General features: G+C 63.2%; 16 protein-coding genes. All 16 read right to left on the bottom strand.

From position 1 onward, the window contains the following. On the bottom strand, nt 1-138 hold a 138-nt coding region (locus BO1_RS38895; protein ID WP_028222192.1), incomplete at its 3' end, for a GTP-binding protein. 86 nt (nt 139-224) lie between these two features. Further along, a complete protein-coding gene (gene fusA / locus BO1_RS38890) occupies nt 225-2327 on the bottom strand; it encodes an elongation factor G (RefSeq protein ID WP_028222191.1) in 2103 nt (700 codons plus the stop codon). A 193-nt stretch (nt 2328-2520) separates the two neighbouring features. Further along, nucleotides 2521-2991: a 30S ribosomal protein S7 gene (gene rpsG / locus BO1_RS38885; RefSeq protein WP_006053291.1), complete on the bottom strand. Its 471-nt coding sequence runs from the start codon at nt 2989-2991 to the stop codon at nt 2521-2523. Nucleotides 2992-3177: 186 nt separating this feature from the next. Continuing rightward, entirely contained in the window at nt 3178-3558 is a 381-nt protein-coding gene (gene rpsL, locus BO1_RS38880) for a 30S ribosomal protein S12 (protein ID WP_027797953.1), read from the bottom strand. Nucleotides 3559-3846: 288 nt separating this feature from the next. Continuing rightward, nucleotides 3847-5694, bottom strand: coding sequence for a DNA helicase RecQ (gene recQ, locus BO1_RS38875; RefSeq protein WP_028222190.1), 1848 nt, complete (start codon nt 5692-5694; stop codon nt 3847-3849). Between the two features lie 153 nt (nt 5695-5847). After that, nucleotides 5848-6870 carry a hypothetical protein gene (locus BO1_RS38870; protein ID WP_028222189.1) on the bottom strand — a complete coding sequence of 341 codons (1023 nt, stop codon included), beginning with the start codon at nt 6868-6870 and terminating at the stop codon, nt 5848-5850. A gap of 50 nt (nt 6871-6920) precedes the next feature. After that, the gene (locus BO1_RS38865) at nt 6921-7901 is read right to left on the bottom strand and encodes an ACP S-malonyltransferase (protein WP_156992644.1); all 981 of its coding nucleotides are present in this window, start codon (nt 7899-7901) and stop codon (nt 6921-6923) included. Next, nucleotides 7870-9261, bottom strand: coding sequence for a lysozyme inhibitor LprI family protein (locus tag BO1_RS38860; RefSeq protein ID WP_028222187.1), 1392 nt, complete (start codon nt 9259-9261; stop codon nt 7870-7872). Before BO1_RS38860 ends, BO1_RS38865 begins: the two co-directional genes overlap by 32 nt. Nucleotides 9262-9342: 81 nt before the next feature. Then, on the bottom strand, nt 9343-10197 hold the full coding sequence (locus BO1_RS38855; protein WP_028222186.1) for an outer membrane lipoprotein-sorting protein: 855 nt from the start codon (nt 10195-10197) through the stop codon (nt 9343-9345). A 10-nt stretch (nt 10198-10207) separates the two neighbouring features. Then, a complete protein-coding gene (locus BO1_RS38850) occupies nt 10208-10966 on the bottom strand; it encodes an SDR family oxidoreductase (protein WP_028222185.1) in 759 nt (252 codons plus the stop codon). A 40-nt stretch (nt 10967-11006) separates the two neighbouring features. Next, entirely contained in the window at nt 11007-12335 is a 1329-nt protein-coding gene (locus BO1_RS38845) for an ABC transporter permease (protein WP_028222184.1), read from the bottom strand. Beyond that, complete coding sequence (locus tag BO1_RS56685) at nt 12332-13018, bottom strand: hypothetical protein (protein ID WP_156992642.1); 687 nt, start codon at nt 13016-13018, stop codon at nt 12332-12334. Before BO1_RS56685 ends, BO1_RS38845 begins: the two co-directional genes overlap by 4 nt. Beyond that, complete coding sequence (locus BO1_RS38835; protein ID WP_028222183.1) at nt 13002-13709, bottom strand: ABC transporter ATP-binding protein; 708 nt, start codon at nt 13707-13709, stop codon at nt 13002-13004. Before BO1_RS38835 ends, BO1_RS56685 begins: the two co-directional genes overlap by 17 nt. 88 nt (nt 13710-13797) lie before the next feature. Continuing rightward, the gene (locus BO1_RS38830) at nt 13798-14883 is read right to left on the bottom strand and encodes a hypothetical protein (protein WP_028222182.1); all 1086 of its coding nucleotides are present in this window, start codon (nt 14881-14883) and stop codon (nt 13798-13800) included. After that, complete coding sequence (locus BO1_RS38825; protein ID WP_028222181.1) at nt 14864-16138, bottom strand: beta-ketoacyl synthase N-terminal-like domain-containing protein; 1275 nt, start codon at nt 16136-16138, stop codon at nt 14864-14866. The genes BO1_RS38830 and BO1_RS38825 overlap by 20 nt, the downstream gene beginning before the upstream one ends. Then, nucleotides 16138-18696: a beta-ketoacyl-[acyl-carrier-protein] synthase family protein gene (locus tag BO1_RS38820; protein ID WP_028222180.1), complete on the bottom strand. Its 2559-nt coding sequence runs from the start codon at nt 18694-18696 to the stop codon at nt 16138-16140. The genes BO1_RS38825 and BO1_RS38820 overlap by 1 nt, the downstream gene beginning before the upstream one ends. Nucleotides 18697-18727: the final 31 nt, after the last annotated feature.

The following is an 18727-nucleotide window of genomic DNA, read 5'->3' as shown; positions in this document are numbered from 1 at the left end:
CGCCTTCGCTTCGCCGCCGAACTTCGCGGTCAGAACCGTCGTGATCGCTGCCGTCAGCGTGGTCTTGCCGTGGTCAACGTGACCGATCGTGCCCACGTTCACGTGCGGCTTGGTCCGTTCGAATTTACCCTTTGCCATGTTTCTCTTCTTTCAAAAAAGTGGTGAATCGGTGTCGTTGTGCGATGCGAACCGGGCTCATGCCCGATTCGCTTTTGCGCCGATGCTTACTTCGCCTTCGCGCTGATGATCGCGTCGGCCACGTTACGCGGTGCTTCTGCGTAGTGCTTGAATTCCATCGTGTACGTTGCGCGGCCTTGCGACAGCGAGCGCAGCGACGTCGAGTAGCCGAACATTTCCGACAGCGGGACTTCGGCGCGAACGATCTTGCCGCCGCCAATCATGTCTTCCATGCCCTGGACGATACCGCGACGGCCCGACAGGTCGCCCATCACGTTGCCCATGTAGTCTTCCGGCGTTTCGACTTCGACGGCCATCATCGGTTCGAGGATGACCGGCTGCGCCTTGCGCATCGCTTCCTTGAACGCCATCGAACCGGCCATGCGGAACGCGTTTTCGTTCGAGTCAACGTCGTGGTACGAACCGAACGTCAGGTGGACCTTGACGTCGACGACCGGGAAGCCCGCCAGCACGCCTGCCTTCAGCGTTTCCTGGATACCCTTGTCGACCGCGGGGATGAATTCGCGAGGAATCACACCGCCCTTGATCTCGTCGAGGAACTCGTAGCCCTTGCCCTGCTCGTTCGGCTCGAGCGTGATGACCGCATGACCGAACTGGCCGCGACCACCCGACTGCTTGACGAACTTGCCTTCGACGTCCTTCGCCGTGGCGCGAATCGTTTCGCGGTAGGCAACCTGCGGCTTGCCGACGGTCGCTTCCACGTTGAATTCACGCTTCATACGGTCGACCAGAATTTCGAGGTGGAGCTCGCCCATACCCGAAATGATGGTCTGGCCCGATTCTTCGTCCGTCTGGACGCGGAACGACGGGTCTTCCTGTGCCAGGCGGTTCAGGGCGAGGCCCATCTTTTCCTGGTCAGCCTTGGTCTTCGGCTCGACGGCCTGCGAAATCACCGGCTCCGGGAACACCATGCGTTCGAGAACGATCGGGTGTGCCGGGTCGCACAGCGTGTCGCCCGTGGTCGCTTCCTTCAGGCCGACGGCAGCAGCGATGTCGCCTGCGCGAACTTCCTTGATTTCTTCACGGTTGTTCGCGTGCATCTGCAGAATACGGCCGAGGCGTTCCTTCTTGCCCTTGGTCGAGTTCAGCACCGTGTCGCCCGAGTTGACGACGCCCGAGTACGCACGGAAGAAGATCAGCTGGCCGACGAACGGGTCGGTCATGATCTTGAACGCGAGCGACGAGAACTTCTCGTCGTCGGCGGCGCGGCGCTCGGCCTTCTCGCCGTTTTCGAGTTCGCCCGTGACCGGGGGGATGTCCACCGGCGACGGCAGGAAGTCGATGACCGCGTCGAGCATGCGCTGCACGCCCTTGTTCTTGAACGCGGTGCCGCACAGCATCGGCTGGATTTCGCACGCGATCGTACGGTCACGCAGCGCCTTGACGACTTCGGCTTCCGACAGCTCTTCGCCGCCGAGGTACTTTTCCATCAGCTCTTCGCTGGCTTCAGCAGCCGACTCGATCATCTTTTCGCGCCACTCGTTGCACGTGTCAACGAGTTCAGCCGGGATGTCGACGTAGTCGAACTTCGTGCCTTGCGAGGCCTCGTCCCAAATGATCGCCTTCATCTTCAGGAGGTCGACGACGCCCTTGAAGTTTTCTTCAGCGCCGATCGGCACCACGACCGGAACCGGGTTTGCCTTCAGGCGGTTCTTCAGCTGGTCGTAGACCTTGAAGAAGTTCGCGCCGGTACGGTCCATCTTGTTGACGAACGCGAGACGGGGAACCTTGTACTTGTTCGCCTGGCGCCACACCGTTTCCGACTGGGGCTGCACGCCGCCCACTGCGCAGTAGACCATGCACGCGCCGTCGAGCACGCGCATCGAGCGCTCGACTTCAATCGTGAAGTCCACGTGGCCCGGGGTGTCGATGATGTTGATGCGGTGCTCGGGATAGTTGCCGCCCATGCCCTTCCAGAACGCGGTGGTAGCAGCCGAGGTAATCGTGATGCCACGCTCCTGCTCCTGCTCCATCCAGTCCATGGTCGCAGCGCCGTCGTGAACTTCACCAATCTTGTGGTTCACGCCGGTGTAAAACAGAATGCGCTCGGTCGTCGTCGTCTTGCCGGCGTCGATGTGAGCGCTAATACCGATATTGCGGTAGCGCTCGATAGGAGTCTTGCGAGCCACTTTGATCCTCTATGGGGAGGTGCGCGCCGGGGTCAACCTGACCGGGTCAACCTGACCGGGTCTATCCCGACCGGGTCTATCCTGACCAGGTCGATCCCAACGTGCCTGAACACAAACGGGCGAGGCGCCTGATAAGCGCACCCGCCCGGAATTTTTTTCCGCTTTTTGAGCAAACCCCGGTAGGGGTTTTCTCTTAGAAGCGGAAGTGCGAGAACGCCTTGTTCGCTTCTGCCATCCGGTGAACTTCGTCGCGCTTCTTCATTGCGCCACCACGGCCTTCAGCCGCTTCCGAAAGTTCACCTGCCAGACGCAGGGCCATCGACTTCTCGCTGCGCTTCTTCGCGGCTTCACGCAGCCAACGCATCGCCAATGCCATACGACGCGACGGACGCACTTCGACCGGAACCTGATAGTTCGCACCACCAACGCGACGGCTCTTCACTTCGACCACCGGCTTCACGTTGTTGAGCGCGACAGTGAACACTTCCAGCGGGTCCTTGCCACCCTTGGTCTGGATCTGTTCGAAAGCGCCGTACACGATGCGCTCGGCAACCGACTTCTTGCCGGAGAGCATCAGCACGTTCATGAACTTGGCTACATCAACGTTACCGAACTTCGGATCCGGCAACACTTCCCGCTTGGGGACTTCGCGACGACGCGGCATGTTTCTTCCTTTAACTTTTCAGTTGAAGCGCGGGATGATTCCTTGCGCTCCGCGGCCACCAACTAACCCGATTCATCTCACGACTTACCAGCCTGGTCGGGTGACCACTTACTCGACAGCACCGGCGAATCCGGCACCTGTCGCTTTTATCGCCGGCACTCTCGCGAGCACGACGACACCTGACTCTTACTTCGCAGCCTTCGCGCGCTTCGCGCCGTACTTCGAACGAGCCTGCTTACGATCCTTGACGCCCTGGGTATCCAGCGAGCCGCGAACCATGTGGTAACGCACACCCGGCAAGTCCTTCACACGGCCGCCGCGGATCAGCACAACCGAGTGTTCCTGCAGGTTGTGGCCTTCACCGCCGATGTACGAAATCACTTCGAAGCCGTTCGTCAGACGAACCTTGGCGACCTTACGGAGTGCCGAGTTCGGCTTCTTCGGCGTCGTCGTGTACACACGGGTGCACACGCCGCGACGCTGCGGGCAGTCCTGCAGGGCCGGGCTCTTGCTCTTCGTAGCTTCCGAAGCGCGGCCTTTGCGAACCAGTTGATTGATGGTTGGCATTGTTTATTCCTGAAATTGAACAAAATCGACGCATTTATTTCCGGGCAAAGCGGAAAAACCTGCGTGTCGAACTCCGGAAACTGAAAAAACTGGCTTTTTATCGCGCCGATCAGCCGACGAATTAGTCAAACTAACCGACGTGCGCAAGCATCCCAGAAACCGGAACCCAGCATGATATTCCGAAAATACCAAGCAAGTCAACGGCTTGCGGCATTTCGGACGACGGAGGATGTGGCGCGGCGTGACGCGCTGCCATGCCGATGTGGCGGCGATGGAGAACCGCTGCGCTCAGTCGTCGCCGACGACCTCGACCAGCTCCTCGCCAAAGCGCTCGAGCTTGCGCACGCCCATGCCGGGGATATCGCGCAATTCGTCGACCGACTCGGGGCCGTTGCGCGCGATCTCCGCCAGCGTGGCGTCGTGGAAGATGACGTAGGCGGGCACGCCCTCGCTCTTCGCGGTTTCGGTGCGCCACATCCGCAGGCGCTCCCAGCGCGCGCGCTGGCGCGGGCTCATGCCGAGGGTCGGATCGGCCCGTTCGCTGGTGCGGCTCGACGAGGCCCGCGTGCGCGTGGGCTTCACATAGCGGCGCATCGTGACCTTCTGCTCGCCCTTGAGCACGGTCTTGCTCGCCTCGGTGAGCACGAGCGCGCCGAAGCCGTCGTGATCGACCGTGAGGTAGCCGAACGCCACCAGTTGGCGGAAGATGCCGCGCCATTCCGCCTCGGAAAGCGCCGAGCCGATGCCGAAGGTCGAGATCTTCTCGTGCCCGCGCTGCATGATCTTCTCGGTGCGGTTGCCGCGCAGAATGTCGATCAGGTGGCCAGCGCCGAAGTTGAAACCGCTCGCGCGCTGCGCGCGGAACACGCAGGACAGCGCCATCTGCGCCTCGCGCGTGGCGTCCCACGTGGCCGGGGGCTCGATGCAGGTGTCGCAGTTGCCGCACGGCTTGCTCTCTTCGCCGAAGTACGCGAGCAGGCGCACGCGCCGGCACGTGGCCGTCTCGCACAGGCCGAGCAGCGCGTCGAGCTTGCCCGTCTGGACGCGCTTGTGCTGCTCGTCGGCGTCGGACTCGTCGATCATCTTGCGCTGTTGCACGACGTCGCCGAGGCCATAGGCCATCCACGCATTGGCCGCCAGCCCGTCGCGGCCCGCGCGGCCGGTCTCCTGGTAGTAGCCTTCCACGCTCTTGGGCAAGTCGAGGTGCGCGACGAAGCGCACGTCCGGCTTGTCGATGCCCATGCCGAACGCGATGGTCGCGCACATGACCACGCCTTCCTCGCGCTGGAACATCTCCTGGTGCTTCTGGCGCACTTCGAACTCCATGCCGGCGTGATAGGGCAACGCCCGCACGCCCTGCCCCTTCAGCCACTCCGCGGTCTCTTCCACCTTGCGGCGCGAGAGGCAGTAGACGACGCCCGCATCGGTCGTGCCGTCGGCGCGCGTGTGCTCCGCGCGGATGAAGTCGAGCAGCTGCGTGCGCGCATTGTCCTTCTCCACGATCCGGTAGCGGATGTTCGGGCGGTCGAAGCTCGACACGAAGATGCGCGCGTCATCGAGCGCGAGACGGTGCACGATCTCGTCGCGCGTGATGGCGTCCGCCGTGGCGGTGAGCGCGATGCGCGGCACGTCCGGAAAGCGCTCGTGCAGCACCGAGAGCTGAATGTACTCGGGCCGGAAATCGTGCCCCCATTGCGACACGCAATGCGCCTCGTCGATCGCAAAGAGGCCAATGCGCGCGCGCTCGAGCAGATCGAGAAAGCGCGGCGTCATGAGACGCTCGGGCGCGACATAGAGCAGGTCGATGTCGCCCTCGCGCAGCGCGCGCTCGGTGGCGGCGGCCTCGGCGCCGGTGAGCGTGGAATTCAGGTAGGCGGCGCGCACGCCGACTTCGGTGAGCGCGGCCACCTGATCCTGCATCAGCGCAATGAGCGGCGACACGACGATGCCGGCGCCATGGCCCGCTTCGTGGCGCACGAGCGCGGGGATCTGATAGCAGAGCGACTTGCCGCCGCCCGTGGGCATCAGCACCAGGGAATCGCCGCCCGTCGCGACATGCTCCACGATCTCGGCCTGCTGCCCTCTAAAGGCGGGATAACCGAAGACTTCGTTGAGAATTTCGAGGGAGCGGGACATGAAGGCGGCACACGTGACAAGGCGGGGTTGCCGCATTTTACCAACCCGCACCCGCCGCGACCGCCAATCTCCGTGACGTTGGCCGAACGGCAGTGGGGCGGGCTGCCGACCGCCCCACGCAGCGCCCGACGCGGCGCGGCGCAACGCGACACGTTACGTCATGCGTTCCTCGATCAGCCCCGGCAGCTTCTCGTAGCTGAACGTCATCAGCACACGACGCTCGGCGTCCTGCGCCTCGGCCAGATCGCGGCGCATCGCCGCGCATCGCTCGAGCGCATACATGAGCAACAGCGGCACCAGGGCGACGCAATAAAGCGGAACAAAGCCCAGCGAAGGCGCCCACTTCGCAAATGCCGCGCATACGAGCACCGCCCAGACGACGATCGAAGCGAGGTAGAACGCGTAGCGGCGGAACCTGGGCATGGCGAGCCACCGTGACGGCATCCCCGCGAGCGAGACGAACTGGCCATCCGCCTTGCCCATCAGCAACTCGCCCACCAGCGTGGCGCGCCGCGAGCGCGCGGCGAAGGCGAGCATGAACGCGCACACGATCAGCAGCAAAATGACAAAGGCAACGACAAACGGCGGGTAACCGTACCCGTGGTCCAGTGAATACGCCGCCTTGTGCCGAACCGGCAGCACGAGCGCGAAATTGGTGGCGATGGCGATCAAAACGTCGGCGGCCACCAGTTGAGCCGCACGATGCTGCGGCCGGGCGAAGGCGTGCTTGCCGCTCAAGATTCTCAACGCATCCTGCGCGCCCGCGCGTGCAGCCAGCAGCGAAAAGCCTACCGTCGCCGCGGGCAGCAGCACGATCGTGTCGCACCACGCAAACACAATGAGATGCCGGGGAACCAGCGCGTGCGCGAGCAGGCAAATGAGCGCGGCGAACTCGAACCCCACGACGGCGGCCATCCAGGGATTCCGGATCAGCGCGCCCTGCCAGGTCCTGTCTTGCGCATCGCCCGGGAAGACCGGATTCGGATCGAACACCTTGCCCGCACGGATCGCGTAAAACCAGTAGCCGCCACTGTCCCGGGCAATGGCGAAGAAAATCGACGCGGTAATCATGCCGAGCCCCGCGATCGCCTGCGCAACCGAAAGGCCGGGCGCGTTGCGCGTCAGCGAGGACACCAGGACGGTGGCAATCACGCCGGTCACGACGATGATCGCCATCACGCGGCGCCTGATGTAGTCAGAGGAACTCGGCACCATCGCGACCTCGCTTAGCAGACGGACTCGGCTGGCTCGCGCTGCGCGGACCAGTCGTCGAAGCAGGAGACGTCGAGCTGCGCGCCGACGGGGTAATGCGACGCGAGCATATGCGTGAGCATCCTTTTCGCGCCCATCTCGGCGAAGTGCGTGCGGCCGCCCGCCAGCATCGTCTCCATCGTTTCCCGCCAGCGCACCGTATGGGTCAGATGGTCGCAGAGGTTCTCGACGATCACGTCCACGTCCGTTTCAACGCGGGCGCTCAGGTTCATGTACACCGGATGCACCGGCTTGCGCACCGCCAGCGCGCGAAGCGCCTCGCGCAAACGAGGCACGGCCGGCGCCATCAGCACGCTGTGCCATGCGCCGTTGACAGGCAGCTTCACGACGTCGTAACCGCGACGCTGCACCGCCGCGACCGTCGCCTTGACGTCCGACGCCGTTCCCGAGAGCACTTGCTGACGCGGCGAGTTGTCGTTGGCGATCTGCACGCCAGGGCCCGCGCCCGACTCGTCGAGCAGGCCCTGCAGCGTGGCGCGGTCGATGCCCTTCACCACGTACATCGCGCCGTCGCTCGCCTCGGCCATTTCCTCCATCAGATTGGCACGCGCGGTGATTGCCTTGAAGAGCGTCGGCATATCGAAGGCGCCCGCGGCATAGAGCGCGGCGTATTCGCCCGCGCTGTGCCCGGCGAACACCGGCCGCTCGATCGCCGCGAACTCGCGCAGACGCTCGAACATCGCGACGCTGACCGTGGTCACCGCCAGCTGCTGAAAGCGCGTGCGCGTGAGCCGCGTCATCGGCCCGCGGCGGCACAGCTTGCGCACGTCGACACCCGAGAAGTCGCTCGCGCAGTCCCAGACAGCCGTCGTGGCGGGCGACACGTCGCACACCTCGGCGCCCATGCCGATCGCCGGATTGCCCTGCCCGGGAAACAGAAAGACGTGATCCGAGATCACGCGCTCAAACGATGATTCGCGTTCCTGCATAAACATACCCCCTCCTGCCGAATTGACCGAATTCAGAACGGCTCGATCCGAAACTCATCGACGCCCCCGTGTAAAGCTCGACGTGATTGCTCGCGAAGGTGCTCAGGCGTGCGTTGGCATACGCACTGCCGTCGACCAGATTCGTCGTCACCGAAGCCGTCCAGTCGAGCTTGCGAAGCGCCTGCTTCTTTGAACTGACGAACACGGTGAGATAGTGCTTGCCGAGCAGGTTGTTCGCCCGGTTCGCGTTGTCCGTCTCCGATGCGAAGAGACTCGAGTATTGGTCGTAGCCCGAAGCAAGATTTGAGGCGACGGCGCTCGGCAAGCCTTTCGCATAGCCGCCATTGATGAACGTGACCGTATCGAAGTAGCCCTTCCATTCGTTGCGGCTGTACCCCTGGCTCTGGCCGTAATATTCGATGCCATATTCCCTGCGCTCGGAATCGGTGTAGCGCAGGCCGACGGCGATATCGGTGAGCGCGCCGTCCCGGTCGATCGCAAAGGGATCGCCCACGTTCTGATACGCGCGGATGGCCTCCGCCTTGGCCATGTCCAGATGGCGCCAGCGCTGCCCCTTGCTGACCGACGCCTGCACGCCCAGCATCAGGTTGTCCATCAAATAGCCGCTGGTCCCCACGCCGAGCACGTTGTAGTCGCCCACCACCGCCGCGACAGTCGGATTGAAATTGCTCAGCACCGAAGACGTGAATGCCGCGTAAAAGCGGTTGTTGGAGTTGGTGCGCTCGAGCGTGCTCCATCTTTCCGCGGATTGGGCCTGGTCGCTGTTGCTCGCAAGCTTTGGCAAATAGGCGAGGTCGATCGTGCCATGGTCGTTGTAGGCACTCACGCCCACCCCCACCGACCCTTCGCGGTAGAACCCGTAGCGGTTGGTGTCGCCGTTGCTGACGAGCGTGGAGCGCAGATTGCCCGACGTATTGCGCACCACGTCGAGCGGATTCTGCGAAAACAGATTGCCGTTATTGCGCTCGATCTTGCCGACGTCGAGGAAGATCTGCTCCGAGGGTTTCCAGGTGACGTACCCCTCGTTCAGGATGGCAACGCCGCTGTCCTTCTTGCCGTCGAGCGTGCCGGGATCTTCCGTGTCCATTGCATATTGCGCGGCCCCAGACGCCTTCACGCTGATCTGCTCGGAGAGCTGACACGAAATGGTCCCGCTGGCATAGCCATTCACGGTGAAATTGCTGGGCGACGAATCGCTGCCCCACAAGCTGTCGCGCGAGAGCGCGTCGTCGCCCTCGAGGCCCACATAGCCGCGCGCGGAAGCGCAGTCGAACGCGTGCGCTGGCGTCGCGACCCACTGCGCCCCCAGCGCGGCAAAACACGTTAGTGCTAACCGGTTCTTCACTATCCCTGTCCTGTCATGTCAAACGATGACGCCTTTATCGGCCAATCCGCGCGCCACCCGAACCTCGCAGATTCGAGCGAATCAGTTCATCCGCATGAGATAGTCGATCTGGAAATAGCTTTCCGGCAGCGACTCGTAGCGCAGATCGGAATAATCCATGGTCGTGTAGTAATCCTTACGGAGTGAATCCTCAACGACGATACGATGCGGACGCATCTGCCCAAGCTCCGGACGATAGTCGCTGTAGTACGAGCGCTTGATGACCACGCCGGAATCGGACATGAAGTCGGCTCGGTACGGATAGAACGTGTCTTTCTCGACCCAGTACATGATCTTCGGGTAGGTCACGAACGGCCAGCGCCGCTGCAACGTGAGGCGATAGCACACCGCCTTGCCGCAAGGCTCCTCGCCCTGCAGTTGCGAGACGTACGAATAGTCGAAATCCGCCGCGACAACGTCGCCGTTCGAGATCTGCCCGATGAGCCGCTGCTGTTTCGAGATCGGGATCGGCCGGCGCAGGTCCGGCGCGTAGTACCACATCTTCTCGTAGTCCGAGAGCATCGCCTTGCCCTTGTCCCGGACCGGCTCGACAAAGCGCACGAGCGCACGTGCGTCGCCCTTCAGCGCACGTTCCGAGAATTTGTAGAAGCGCATCGAGATATCGAGCGTCTGCTGGTTCACGCTCTTGCCGGCCTGAAACTCGTTGAGCTTCACCGTATAGCGGAACGGCTGATCGGGCGCGCGCACGCGATCGGCCATGCGAATGATGTGCTGGGCCTGGGCGTCCTGCTGCACGGGGGCACCGTTTTCGCTCGCCGGCGCTGCTGCCGCGGCGGCGGACGCAGGCAGCGCGAGCGGCACCGCTTCGTCTGCCGACGCGACCGATGCCGCACCCACCAGCAACGCCGCTACAAGCGCTACTTTCCTGTGTTTCATCGGCGCCTCCTCAGGCTGACAGCCCGCCGCCCAGATCGGCCAGCACCGTCGCGCCGCGGATCGCCGAGGACTTCGGCGAAATCAGGAACGACACGATTTCCGCGACTTCCTCGGGTTCGATCGACCAGCGGCGATGGCCCGCCTCGAAGCGCGCAACGGCTTCCGGCCACATTTCCTTCAGAATCGGCCCCATGTCGGTGTTGACGAGACCGGCACAGACGCCGTTGACGCGCACATTGCGGTCGTAGAGTTCGACTTCGAGGTAGCGCACGAGATTCTCGAGCGCCGACTTCATGATGCCGAGCGGATACTTCGGCATCACGACGCGGCTGCCCATGCTCGAGAGAATGCAGATCGTGCCGCCGTCCTTCATCATCGGCACCACTTCGTTCACGCAGGCGACGTTGCCGACCAGATTGCTGTTGAGCAGCAGTTTCCAGTCGAACTTGTTCATGTCGAGGAACGGCTTGAAGGGCGAGCTCGCGGCATTGAGCACGAGGTGATCGATCTGCTCGACGCCCTCGGCGCGCAGCGCCTTCATCATGTTCTCGATATCGCGGGTCTCCGCAATGTCGCCCTTGGCGAGCCGGATATCGACACCCTTGGCCTCCTCGCTTTGCAGGAATCGCTGCAGATTCGCAATCGACTTGCCCTGCTCCGATCGATAGTTCAGCACGAGGTCGTAGCCCTCGGCGGCCAGCAATCGAGCAATTGCGAAGCCAATCCCGCGGCCCGCGCCCGTAATCAGAACCCGTTGCTGCTTTTTCATCTGTATTTCCTTTTGTCGTTGATAAACGTTGATATGTGGTTCAAACGAACCTGAATGCTTCGGCAATGACGAGATTCGCCGCGCGCCGCGCCGGCATGATCGAGGCAATCACCGCGGTGACCAGCGGCAGCGCGCACGCGAACCAGAACAGCCGGTAATCGCCCGTCCACATGACAAACGCCAGATAACCCTGGGTGTAGCCCGGCGACGGCGGCATGGGCACACCGTTGATGTTGATGAGCTCGGCAATGCCGATCCCGAGCACGACGCTGATCGCGGCGCCAAGCAAACCGATCACGATGCCCTCGAGCATGAAGAGCCGGCCCACGTGGCGCTTCGTGAGGCCAAGCGCGCGCAGCGTCGCGATCTCCCGCGTGCGCTCGACGACGCTCATCATCAAGGTGTTGCCGATCATGAAGACGACGATCACGCTGACGAGCGCCTTGATGAAGAAGAAGATGCCTTCGAACAGATTGACGACCTGGTGATAGAACACGGCAAGATCGGTCCACGGGCGCGCTTCGAGCGGCAGGTTGCGCGCCTTGATGATCTCGTCGATGCGCCGCATGGCGGCGTCGGTATAGTCCGTGTTGTCGAGCAGGATGATCATGCGGCTCACGTTGGAGGTCTGCAGCAACTGCTGCACCGTCTTCAGCGGCAGCTTGATGGTGGTGTCGTCATACTCCTTGATGCCCGAGGCGAACACGCCGCGCACCTGGACCGACATCGCGTTCTGCCCGCCGCCCGGCGTGACGACGAGCATGTCGGTGTAGTCGTCATAGCCTGCCTTCAGGGCGGCGGCGACACCGGAGCCAATCGTCACGCCCTTCGACTGGATACGCGAGAGGTCGCTGCCGGAGACCACACGATCGAGTGCACCGAGTTCGAGCGACGTTTCAGGCTCTACGCCCACGCCCGAGAAGAACGTCGACACACCGCTCTCATAGCGGGAAATGATTCCCGAAAACTCGATGCGCCCGGTCACGGTCTTGATATGCGGCCCGAGCACGGGATCGGTGCGCAGAATGCGCGCGATCTCGTCATAGTTGGCAATACTATGTGTCATGGTTCCGACCGCGGCACCGCTCTCGAGATAACCCTTTTCATAGAGCTGGATGTGACCGACGTTCGTGCGGATCGTCTGCTCGCGCAAAGCCCAGAAGGAATAGTCGACAAAGCCGCCGAACAGAAAGACCGCGACACCACCGAGAACGATGGCGAGCAGTGTCATGCCCGAGCGCCGGCGCTGGCGAAACAGATTCAGAAAGACATACTGAAGATCGGTGCGGCGCCACAGGCAGGCACCGAGCGCAACCGCGAGGGCATAGAGCATCACGGCGTTCGAAAGATAGAACAATGCAGTGCTCACCGCTGCTCCTTCACGATGGGTTCCAGCACGTTGGCGATCTCGGCCGGCGTCAACGGCGGCGCGGGCGCGACAGTGGACGCCTGCTCCGGATTGCCGCCCGCCAGCGACGAGCCCTTGCGGCATGCGTCCTGTGCACGCCCCCGCATGACGCCGATCATTGGCATCAGCTCGCGCGGCACCTCCGCATCCGACTCGAGGAAGGCCGTGTCCTTGAGCGCAATCACGCAGCGTCCATTCGAGGGCGGCGAGAACGCGTCCACGCGCGTGCGCTGGTAGCGCAGCCGCCAGTTGTCCGGCGCACTCTCCGCGGCCTCGTCGACGTAGAAGAAGCCCTGCTTCGCACGCTCGGCGGCCTGCATGAAGTTCTTGTTGGCCAGGTACTGCAGGGCCAGACGCAACTGGCCATAGCCGTAGTACATCTTCGCGTCGAGGTCCGCCGGATCGCGCATGAGCGTCGTCCTGAGGGCCGACACGGCGTGGTCCAGGTCCGAGCCCGTCTTGCGCTGCGCGATCGTGAGCATCGCCTGCGCGCGGGCATTGCCTGCTGTCTGCGTACTCAGCGTGGCCAGCATCGCCGCACTGCGCGACGCGTCGCTTGCTGCGTTATCCGCCATCGCCTGCGCGCTCGCGAAGAACGCCACGCAGAGGGCTCCGCGCCAAAGCGCCTTAGTTCTGCTGCCCATCTCGTTTGAGCCTCCCGTCCTCGATCTCAATGACACGTCGCGCCCTGTCCTTCAATTGCAGCGAATGGGTGGAGATGACGAACGTGGTCTGCAGTTCTTTGTTCATGTCGAGCAGCAAGTCGACGATTTCTTCGCCCGTGTGCGTATCCAGATTGCCCGTCGGCTCGTCCGCGACCACCAGTGCCGGGCGCTTCACGAGCGCACGCGCAATCGCGGCACGCTGCTGCTGCCCCCCGGAGAGCTCGCCCGGCCTGCGCTTGTAATGCGCGATCAGACCCACGCGCTCGAGCATCGACATCACCTCGTCGCGCGCATCCGCACGACTGTGCCCGTTGAGCATCAACGGGTAGTAGACGTTGTCGAATATGCTGAGGACCGGCAGCAGGTTGAAGAACTGGAACACGAAGCCAATCGTCTTCGCGCGCAGCTGGGCAGCCGCAACGTCGCTCAAGCTCCCGAAATCGTGATTGAGGAGCAACGCGCGCCCTTCGGTTGGCGCATCGATGCCGGCCATCAGATTGAGCAGCGTGCTCTTGCCGCTGCCCGACGGCCCGCACAACGCGACGAACTCGCCGGGCCGGATCGTCAGGTCGATGCCCTGCAGCGCGTGCACCGCGCCTGCGCCGCTTCCGTAGCGCTTGCCGGCGCCCTGCATCTGGACGATAGGCAGGGGTTGTACGTCAATGGTCATGAGCGCTTCTCCAATGCCGCCGGCCGGCCGCGCATGGCGGCGCTACGTGGACTGCGCGCGAGTTCAAACGCGAAATCGCAAGGGGTGTTCATTCAAGCTCCTCCGCCCCATGCGGGACGTTCCAGCATTCCATGGCCCATACGCCGCCGCGGCCGTCGTCCGCGCTGATCAGCGCGTGGCGGCCCGCCCTCCAGTCCGCTGCGTTGCTCAAATGGGTCAGCGCGAGCATGGGGTTCATGCAGCCGCTGTCGCCGTAGACATCGCAAACCGAGAGATAGCGCTTGCCGGGCGCAGAGGCCGCGGTAGCCGCGGAGGCCGCATAGGCATCGCGCTCCAGCTCACGCATGGCGGCACTCGGATGCAGGCCGGCCATGACGTATGCGGTGCGGTCGTTGCAACGCGCGGCCCACGTTCGGGCGAGCTCGTCGCGCGCACGCTGCGGGCTCTCCGGCAACTGGCTGTATGACGTGATGGCGAGCGACATGCCCTGCGCAGGATGCTTGCGCAGAACGACACAACCGGCGCGCTCGACACTCGGGCACGGACTGGCCAGCTTCGATCGCGCTGCGCCGTGCAATGCCACACGCTCCGCCGCCGAAGACAGCACCATGATGGGCAGGCTGCGAAACAGACCGGCGACCACGACCGTGTCCATCTCATCGGAATTCAGCAGATCGGACGCCAAACGAATCGCGTGGATGAAACCGTTGCGCTCCCCGCGCACCTTGCACGAGAAGTTCCGGATTCCGTAGTCGCGAAGAATCGGCTTGGGAAGCATGTCGAGACTGATGACGTCCCGCCAGCTGTTCGTCCCTTCGAACGTGGCCGTCTCTCCCCAAGCGTCGAAATAAACGAATGCGGACCGCTGCTTGCGAATCTGGGTTTCCAGTTTCCGGCCGACCTGATCGAAAGCATTTCGGCAAACCTTCGCCAGCGCATTGAACGCATCGCGATACGCCGCCCGGCGCATCTGCTCGCTGTCCACACCGTCACCCGACATGCCGAAGCGGCTAAAGAGCCATTCCTGCTGTGCCTGGCGCCGCTGCGCCTGTTTGAAAAAACGCGCCTCGGTGGCGTTGAACCAGCTCGGCTCGAAGGGGACGAAGGCATGACCGCTTTCCACCGTGCTTATCCCGATCACGCCGATCGCGCTATCAGGAACTGCGCACTTCATGCAAACCTCCGGGCAATGGCCCCTGCGTCAAGACACACGCGACAATGGAGCCGTCTAGACCGAGTGTGCTCTTCAAGATCGCGCCGCCGGCAAGCGGCAGCGCAGCGCGATTGACGTGAAAATCGATCTGCAACGTGTCGTCCAAAGGCAGCCGCGTTTGCGCCGGAAGCACCTGCTGCTTCACGAGCGCGTCGCCAATCGCAAACAGATCGAGCAGCCCGCTGCAGACCGACATGTAGCCCGTTTGCCCCTTGTACGTCACGACCGGCACGCCTTTTTTTCCCCAGATCTTCAGGATCGCCATGGCCTCGGACTTGTCGCTGGCCGGGGTGCCATTGGCATGCGGAACGACGCATGCGATGTCCTCGGGCTTGAGCGCGGCGCCCTCGAGTGCGCGCTCCATGGTGGCGGCAATCGCGCGAAAATCCGCTGTGATTGCGCTGCGCGCTTCTCCGCTGCTTTGATACGCCACACAGCTGGCGATCTGTATCTGCGATGTCGGCGCCGCCGCGGGTGCGTCGTCGGCGGCCTCGAGCAGGAGTGCGCATGCACCGTCCGCCGGCAACATGCCGCCGCTCTGCGCCGAAAACGGCTGCGAATTGCCGACGCCCAATACGCCCTGGCCGCCCATGAACACGATGTCCTGCAGCGTGTATTGCATCCACCCGACCACGAGTGCCCTGCGCGCGAAACCCGCGCGTATCGCCTGCCAGGCAAGGTAGAGCGACGACATGGCGGAGCAGCTGGCCGTATAGATCGGAACCGGCGGTGCCGCCAGCCGGTACCGGACAGCGAGCCGGTGAGCAAGCTCGTCCTGCGCGTAGCTCGCGACGCTCAATCCCTTGAGCTTCGGGAAATACAGCAGATCTTCGTCATCGTTGCGGTTTTCGTAGCCGGCGAAGTCGCCAATGTCGGGGCGCATGCCGTGCCCGGCCACATAGACGCGCACATCCGGACCGCCAAGGGCGGACTCGTCGAGGCTCGCGTCTTGCAGCGCCTGCGCGATGACGCGCTCCAGCACTTGCTGCGCGCGCTCCATCACGGACAGCTGCGCGGCCTCCCCGACGAAAAACGCCGCGTGATGCGGGTTGCCGGGAAGGCGCAGGTCGGCGGCCTCGCGTTCGCTCGCGAACCATGGGCGCGTAGCCACGCTCTCGCCAGCAGCCAGCCGACGAACGAGTTCGCCGGGGCTGCCCGCGTAAGCGCATTCGAGTCCGGCGCCGCGAATCGTCACCGGGACGTTGCGCAAGGCCATCAGGCACCCGCCCGGATCACGTACGCGTAGTGGTTGCCGCCTTCCGTTGCGCCCAGCACGAGCGCCGTGCGCACCTGCTTGCGCTGGAGCGACGTGACGAACTGAATGTCGTCGGCGCTGAACGTCGTGGTATAGGGAATCGGCGGAATTTCGCCGCGGCGCATGATTTCGAGGACGACAATCATGTTCAGCATCGCGCTACACGACTCGACGTTGCCGAAGTAGCCGTTGTAGTTGACGACCGGCACCTGCCCCACGCGCTCGCCCAGGACCGCGCGAATCGCGCCCAGTTCGGCGGCGTTGTTGGTCGCCGTGCCGTCGCTGTTGCCGCAAACGAGGTCGATCTCGTCGATGCCGATTCCGGCCTCGTCGAGCGCATGACGGATCGAGGTCGTGATCGACGCGCATCGCGGCTCGATTGCGTCGCGGTCGAAATAGGCGGCGTCACAGGCCCTGCCGTAGCCGAGGATCTCCGCGAGCACCTCTACGCCGCGCGCCCTGGCGTGCTCGACGTCTTCCAGGAAGAGCATGCCCGCGCCTTCGCCCAGCAAGTAGCCCTTGCCGTTCTCGCCGTAGACTTCATACGCCTCGGGATGGTCCTCCAGTTGCATGCCGTCGTTGAGCGTTTGCAGGTATGACCAGAACTGCATGGGCCGCTCATCGGCGCCACCGGCGATCACCTGGGGCTGAAGGTTCTGGCGAACCAGCTCATAGGCATAACCGAGGGCGCCGAAGGCTGCGTTGTTGCCCGTCGCCAGCGTGGTGTTGTAGCCCTTGATACCTTCGGTGATCGAGCAGAAGGTCGCAATCGCGTTCATCAGCGCGCCAGGGAATTCCGAGGTGCGAACCTTCGTAGGCTCGGGAATCATGCTGCGCATGTAGGTTTCAACGCTCGTGCGCGGGCCCTTGGACATGCCCAGCACCAGCCCCAGATCGTGACCGTCACGGCGGATCTTCCGGCTCGCGCCCTTGAGCGCCTGAGTCAAGGCGAGCAGCGCGAAGGTGCAAATGGGATCGGCCTTGCGCTCGTCGAAACGTCGCAGATACTTGCGCGGGTCGAGATTGTCGACCGTGTGCACCCAGATGTACCGTTCGCCGAGCGAGTTGACGATCTCCGGGCTGAAAATATTGAGCAAATACTGCTTCACCTTCTCGCGCACGGACGGGTGGTCCACGAGGCCCGCGAACGAGTGGCTCTCCTTGACCTCGCCGGTAAGCTTGACCTTGCGGCCGGACGGCTTGCCGCTCCACACGACGTCGAAGATTTCGTCGAGGTCGTGGCCCGCCGAGGCCACGGCGCCCATGCCCGTGATGCCAACCCGCTTCGGTTCGTACGACGTTGCCGGCACGATACCCGCACGCGTGCTGGAGATGACGCAGCAGTTGTTGCCGCCGAACGCGTAGTTGTTCTTCATGAACACGCCGACGTCCGCGGACTGAAACTCGTTGGGCACGTAGTTCAGGTCGCAGTTGGGGCGCGGCACGGTGAAGTTCAGCGTCGGCAGAATCTTCTTTTCGGGCAAGGTGAGATAGCAGGCAATCAGTTCGATGATGCCGGCTGAGCCGATGTTGTGCCCCACATAGGCCTTCGTCGAGCTCACAGGAATATCTGCGATGGTGGAAAACACCTTCTTCATCGCCAGCGTTTCGGAGCGGTCGTTGGCGTCCGTTCCTGTGCCGTGGGCGTTGATGTACTGGATGTCATGCGGCTGAAGGCCCGCATTGTTCAGCGCCGAGCGCATCACCTGGACTGCGCCTTCCGCACGCGGATCGGGTGCGGTTTCGTGGAACGCGTCTCCAGACGTTGCATACGCAACTATCTCGGCATAAATTTTCGCGCCACGGGCTACCGCATGCTCGTACTCTTCGAGCATGAGCGCGCCAGCGCCTTCGCCGATCGACATGCCGGGTTCGCCCGAGAATGGGCTCGCAGGGCCGCGCTTCATCGCGTGCAGCGCGTAGAAGCCAGCGAAGGTAGGCAGGTAGAGCGGTTCTGTGCCGATCACGAGCACGGCCGGATTCTTGCCGTTCTGGATCTGGTCGAATGCCATGCCGATAGCGTTGGTGCTCGCGGTGCAGGCGGTGGCCACCATTTCGAAGCCGCCCTTCAGGCCGAGCAGTGCCGAGACAATCGCGCTGGGCGAAGCGAAGCTGCCGGAGACGACGATCTTCTTGAGCGAGAAGATTTCGTAATTCTCTTCAAGAATGGGCATATAGGCTTCGGTGCCCGCGGACGAGATGCCGATGACGAGACCCGTCTTCTCGCGCAATTCCGCGGAGGACGCATTCGCACGCTTGAGCGCTTCGTGACCGACCTTGTAGGCCCAGAGCGCCGCCTTGTCGAGCAATTCCGCGCGCTCGGCCGGCAGGTCCTCGTAGACGACCTCCCGCAAGACTTCCGACGCATTCGCGCCGTCGAACCAGGGCTGATAGTGTTCGCTCGGGCGAATGCCACAGACCTTGTTGAAAAGCGCTTCCTTGAATTCGTCCACGTTATCGGCGATGGACGACATCAGCCCCATCCCCGTGACTACGACCCGCTTACGCTGCGTTTGCATGTTTTTTTCCACTTTATCTCTACCCGGACCC

This window comes from Paraburkholderia oxyphila NBRC 105797, assembly GCF_000685075.1.
Lineage (GTDB): Bacteria > Pseudomonadota > Gammaproteobacteria > Burkholderiales > Burkholderiaceae > Paraburkholderia > Paraburkholderia oxyphila.
Note: the sequence above shows the minus strand (reverse complement) of the source record. Positions and strands in the feature narration are given on the sequence as shown.

Coding starts and splice junctions, on each gene's coding strand:
- rpsL (WP_027797953.1), bottom strand. CDS start 3,558: ATGCCAACCATCAATCAACTGGTTCGCAAAGGCCGCGCTTCGGAAGCT.
- rpsG (WP_006053291.1), bottom strand. CDS start 2,991: ATGCCGCGTCGTCGCGAAGTCCCCAAGCGGGAAGTGTTGCCGGATCCG.
- BO1_RS38835 (WP_028222183.1), bottom strand. CDS start 13,709: ATGACCATTGACGTACAACCCCTGCCTATCGTCCAGATGCAGGGCGCC.
- recQ (WP_028222190.1), bottom strand. CDS start 5,694: ATGTCCCGCTCCCTCGAAATTCTCAACGAAGTCTTCGGTTATCCCGCC.
- BO1_RS56685 (WP_156992642.1), bottom strand. CDS start 13,018: ATGGGCAGCAGAACTAAGGCGCTTTGGCGCGGAGCCCTCTGCGTGGCG.
- BO1_RS38870 (WP_028222189.1), bottom strand. CDS start 6,870: ATGGCGATCATCGTCGTGACCGGCGTGATTGCCACCGTCCTGGTGTCC.
- BO1_RS38865 (WP_156992644.1), bottom strand. CDS start 7,901: ATGTTTATGCAGGAACGCGAATCATCGTTTGAGCGCGTGATCTCGGAT.
- BO1_RS38825 (WP_028222181.1), bottom strand. CDS start 16,138: ATGGCCTTGCGCAACGTCCCGGTGACGATTCGCGGCGCCGGACTCGAA.
- BO1_RS38820 (WP_028222180.1), bottom strand. CDS start 18,696: ATGCAAACGCAGCGTAAGCGGGTCGTAGTCACGGGGATGGGGCTGATG.
- BO1_RS38855 (WP_028222186.1), bottom strand. CDS start 10,197: ATGAAACACAGGAAAGTAGCGCTTGTAGCGGCGTTGCTGGTGGGTGCG.
- BO1_RS38830 (WP_028222182.1), bottom strand. CDS start 14,883: ATGAAGTGCGCAGTTCCTGATAGCGCGATCGGCGTGATCGGGATAAGC.
- BO1_RS38850 (WP_028222185.1), bottom strand. CDS start 10,966: ATGAAAAAGCAGCAACGGGTTCTGATTACGGGCGCGGGCCGCGGGATT.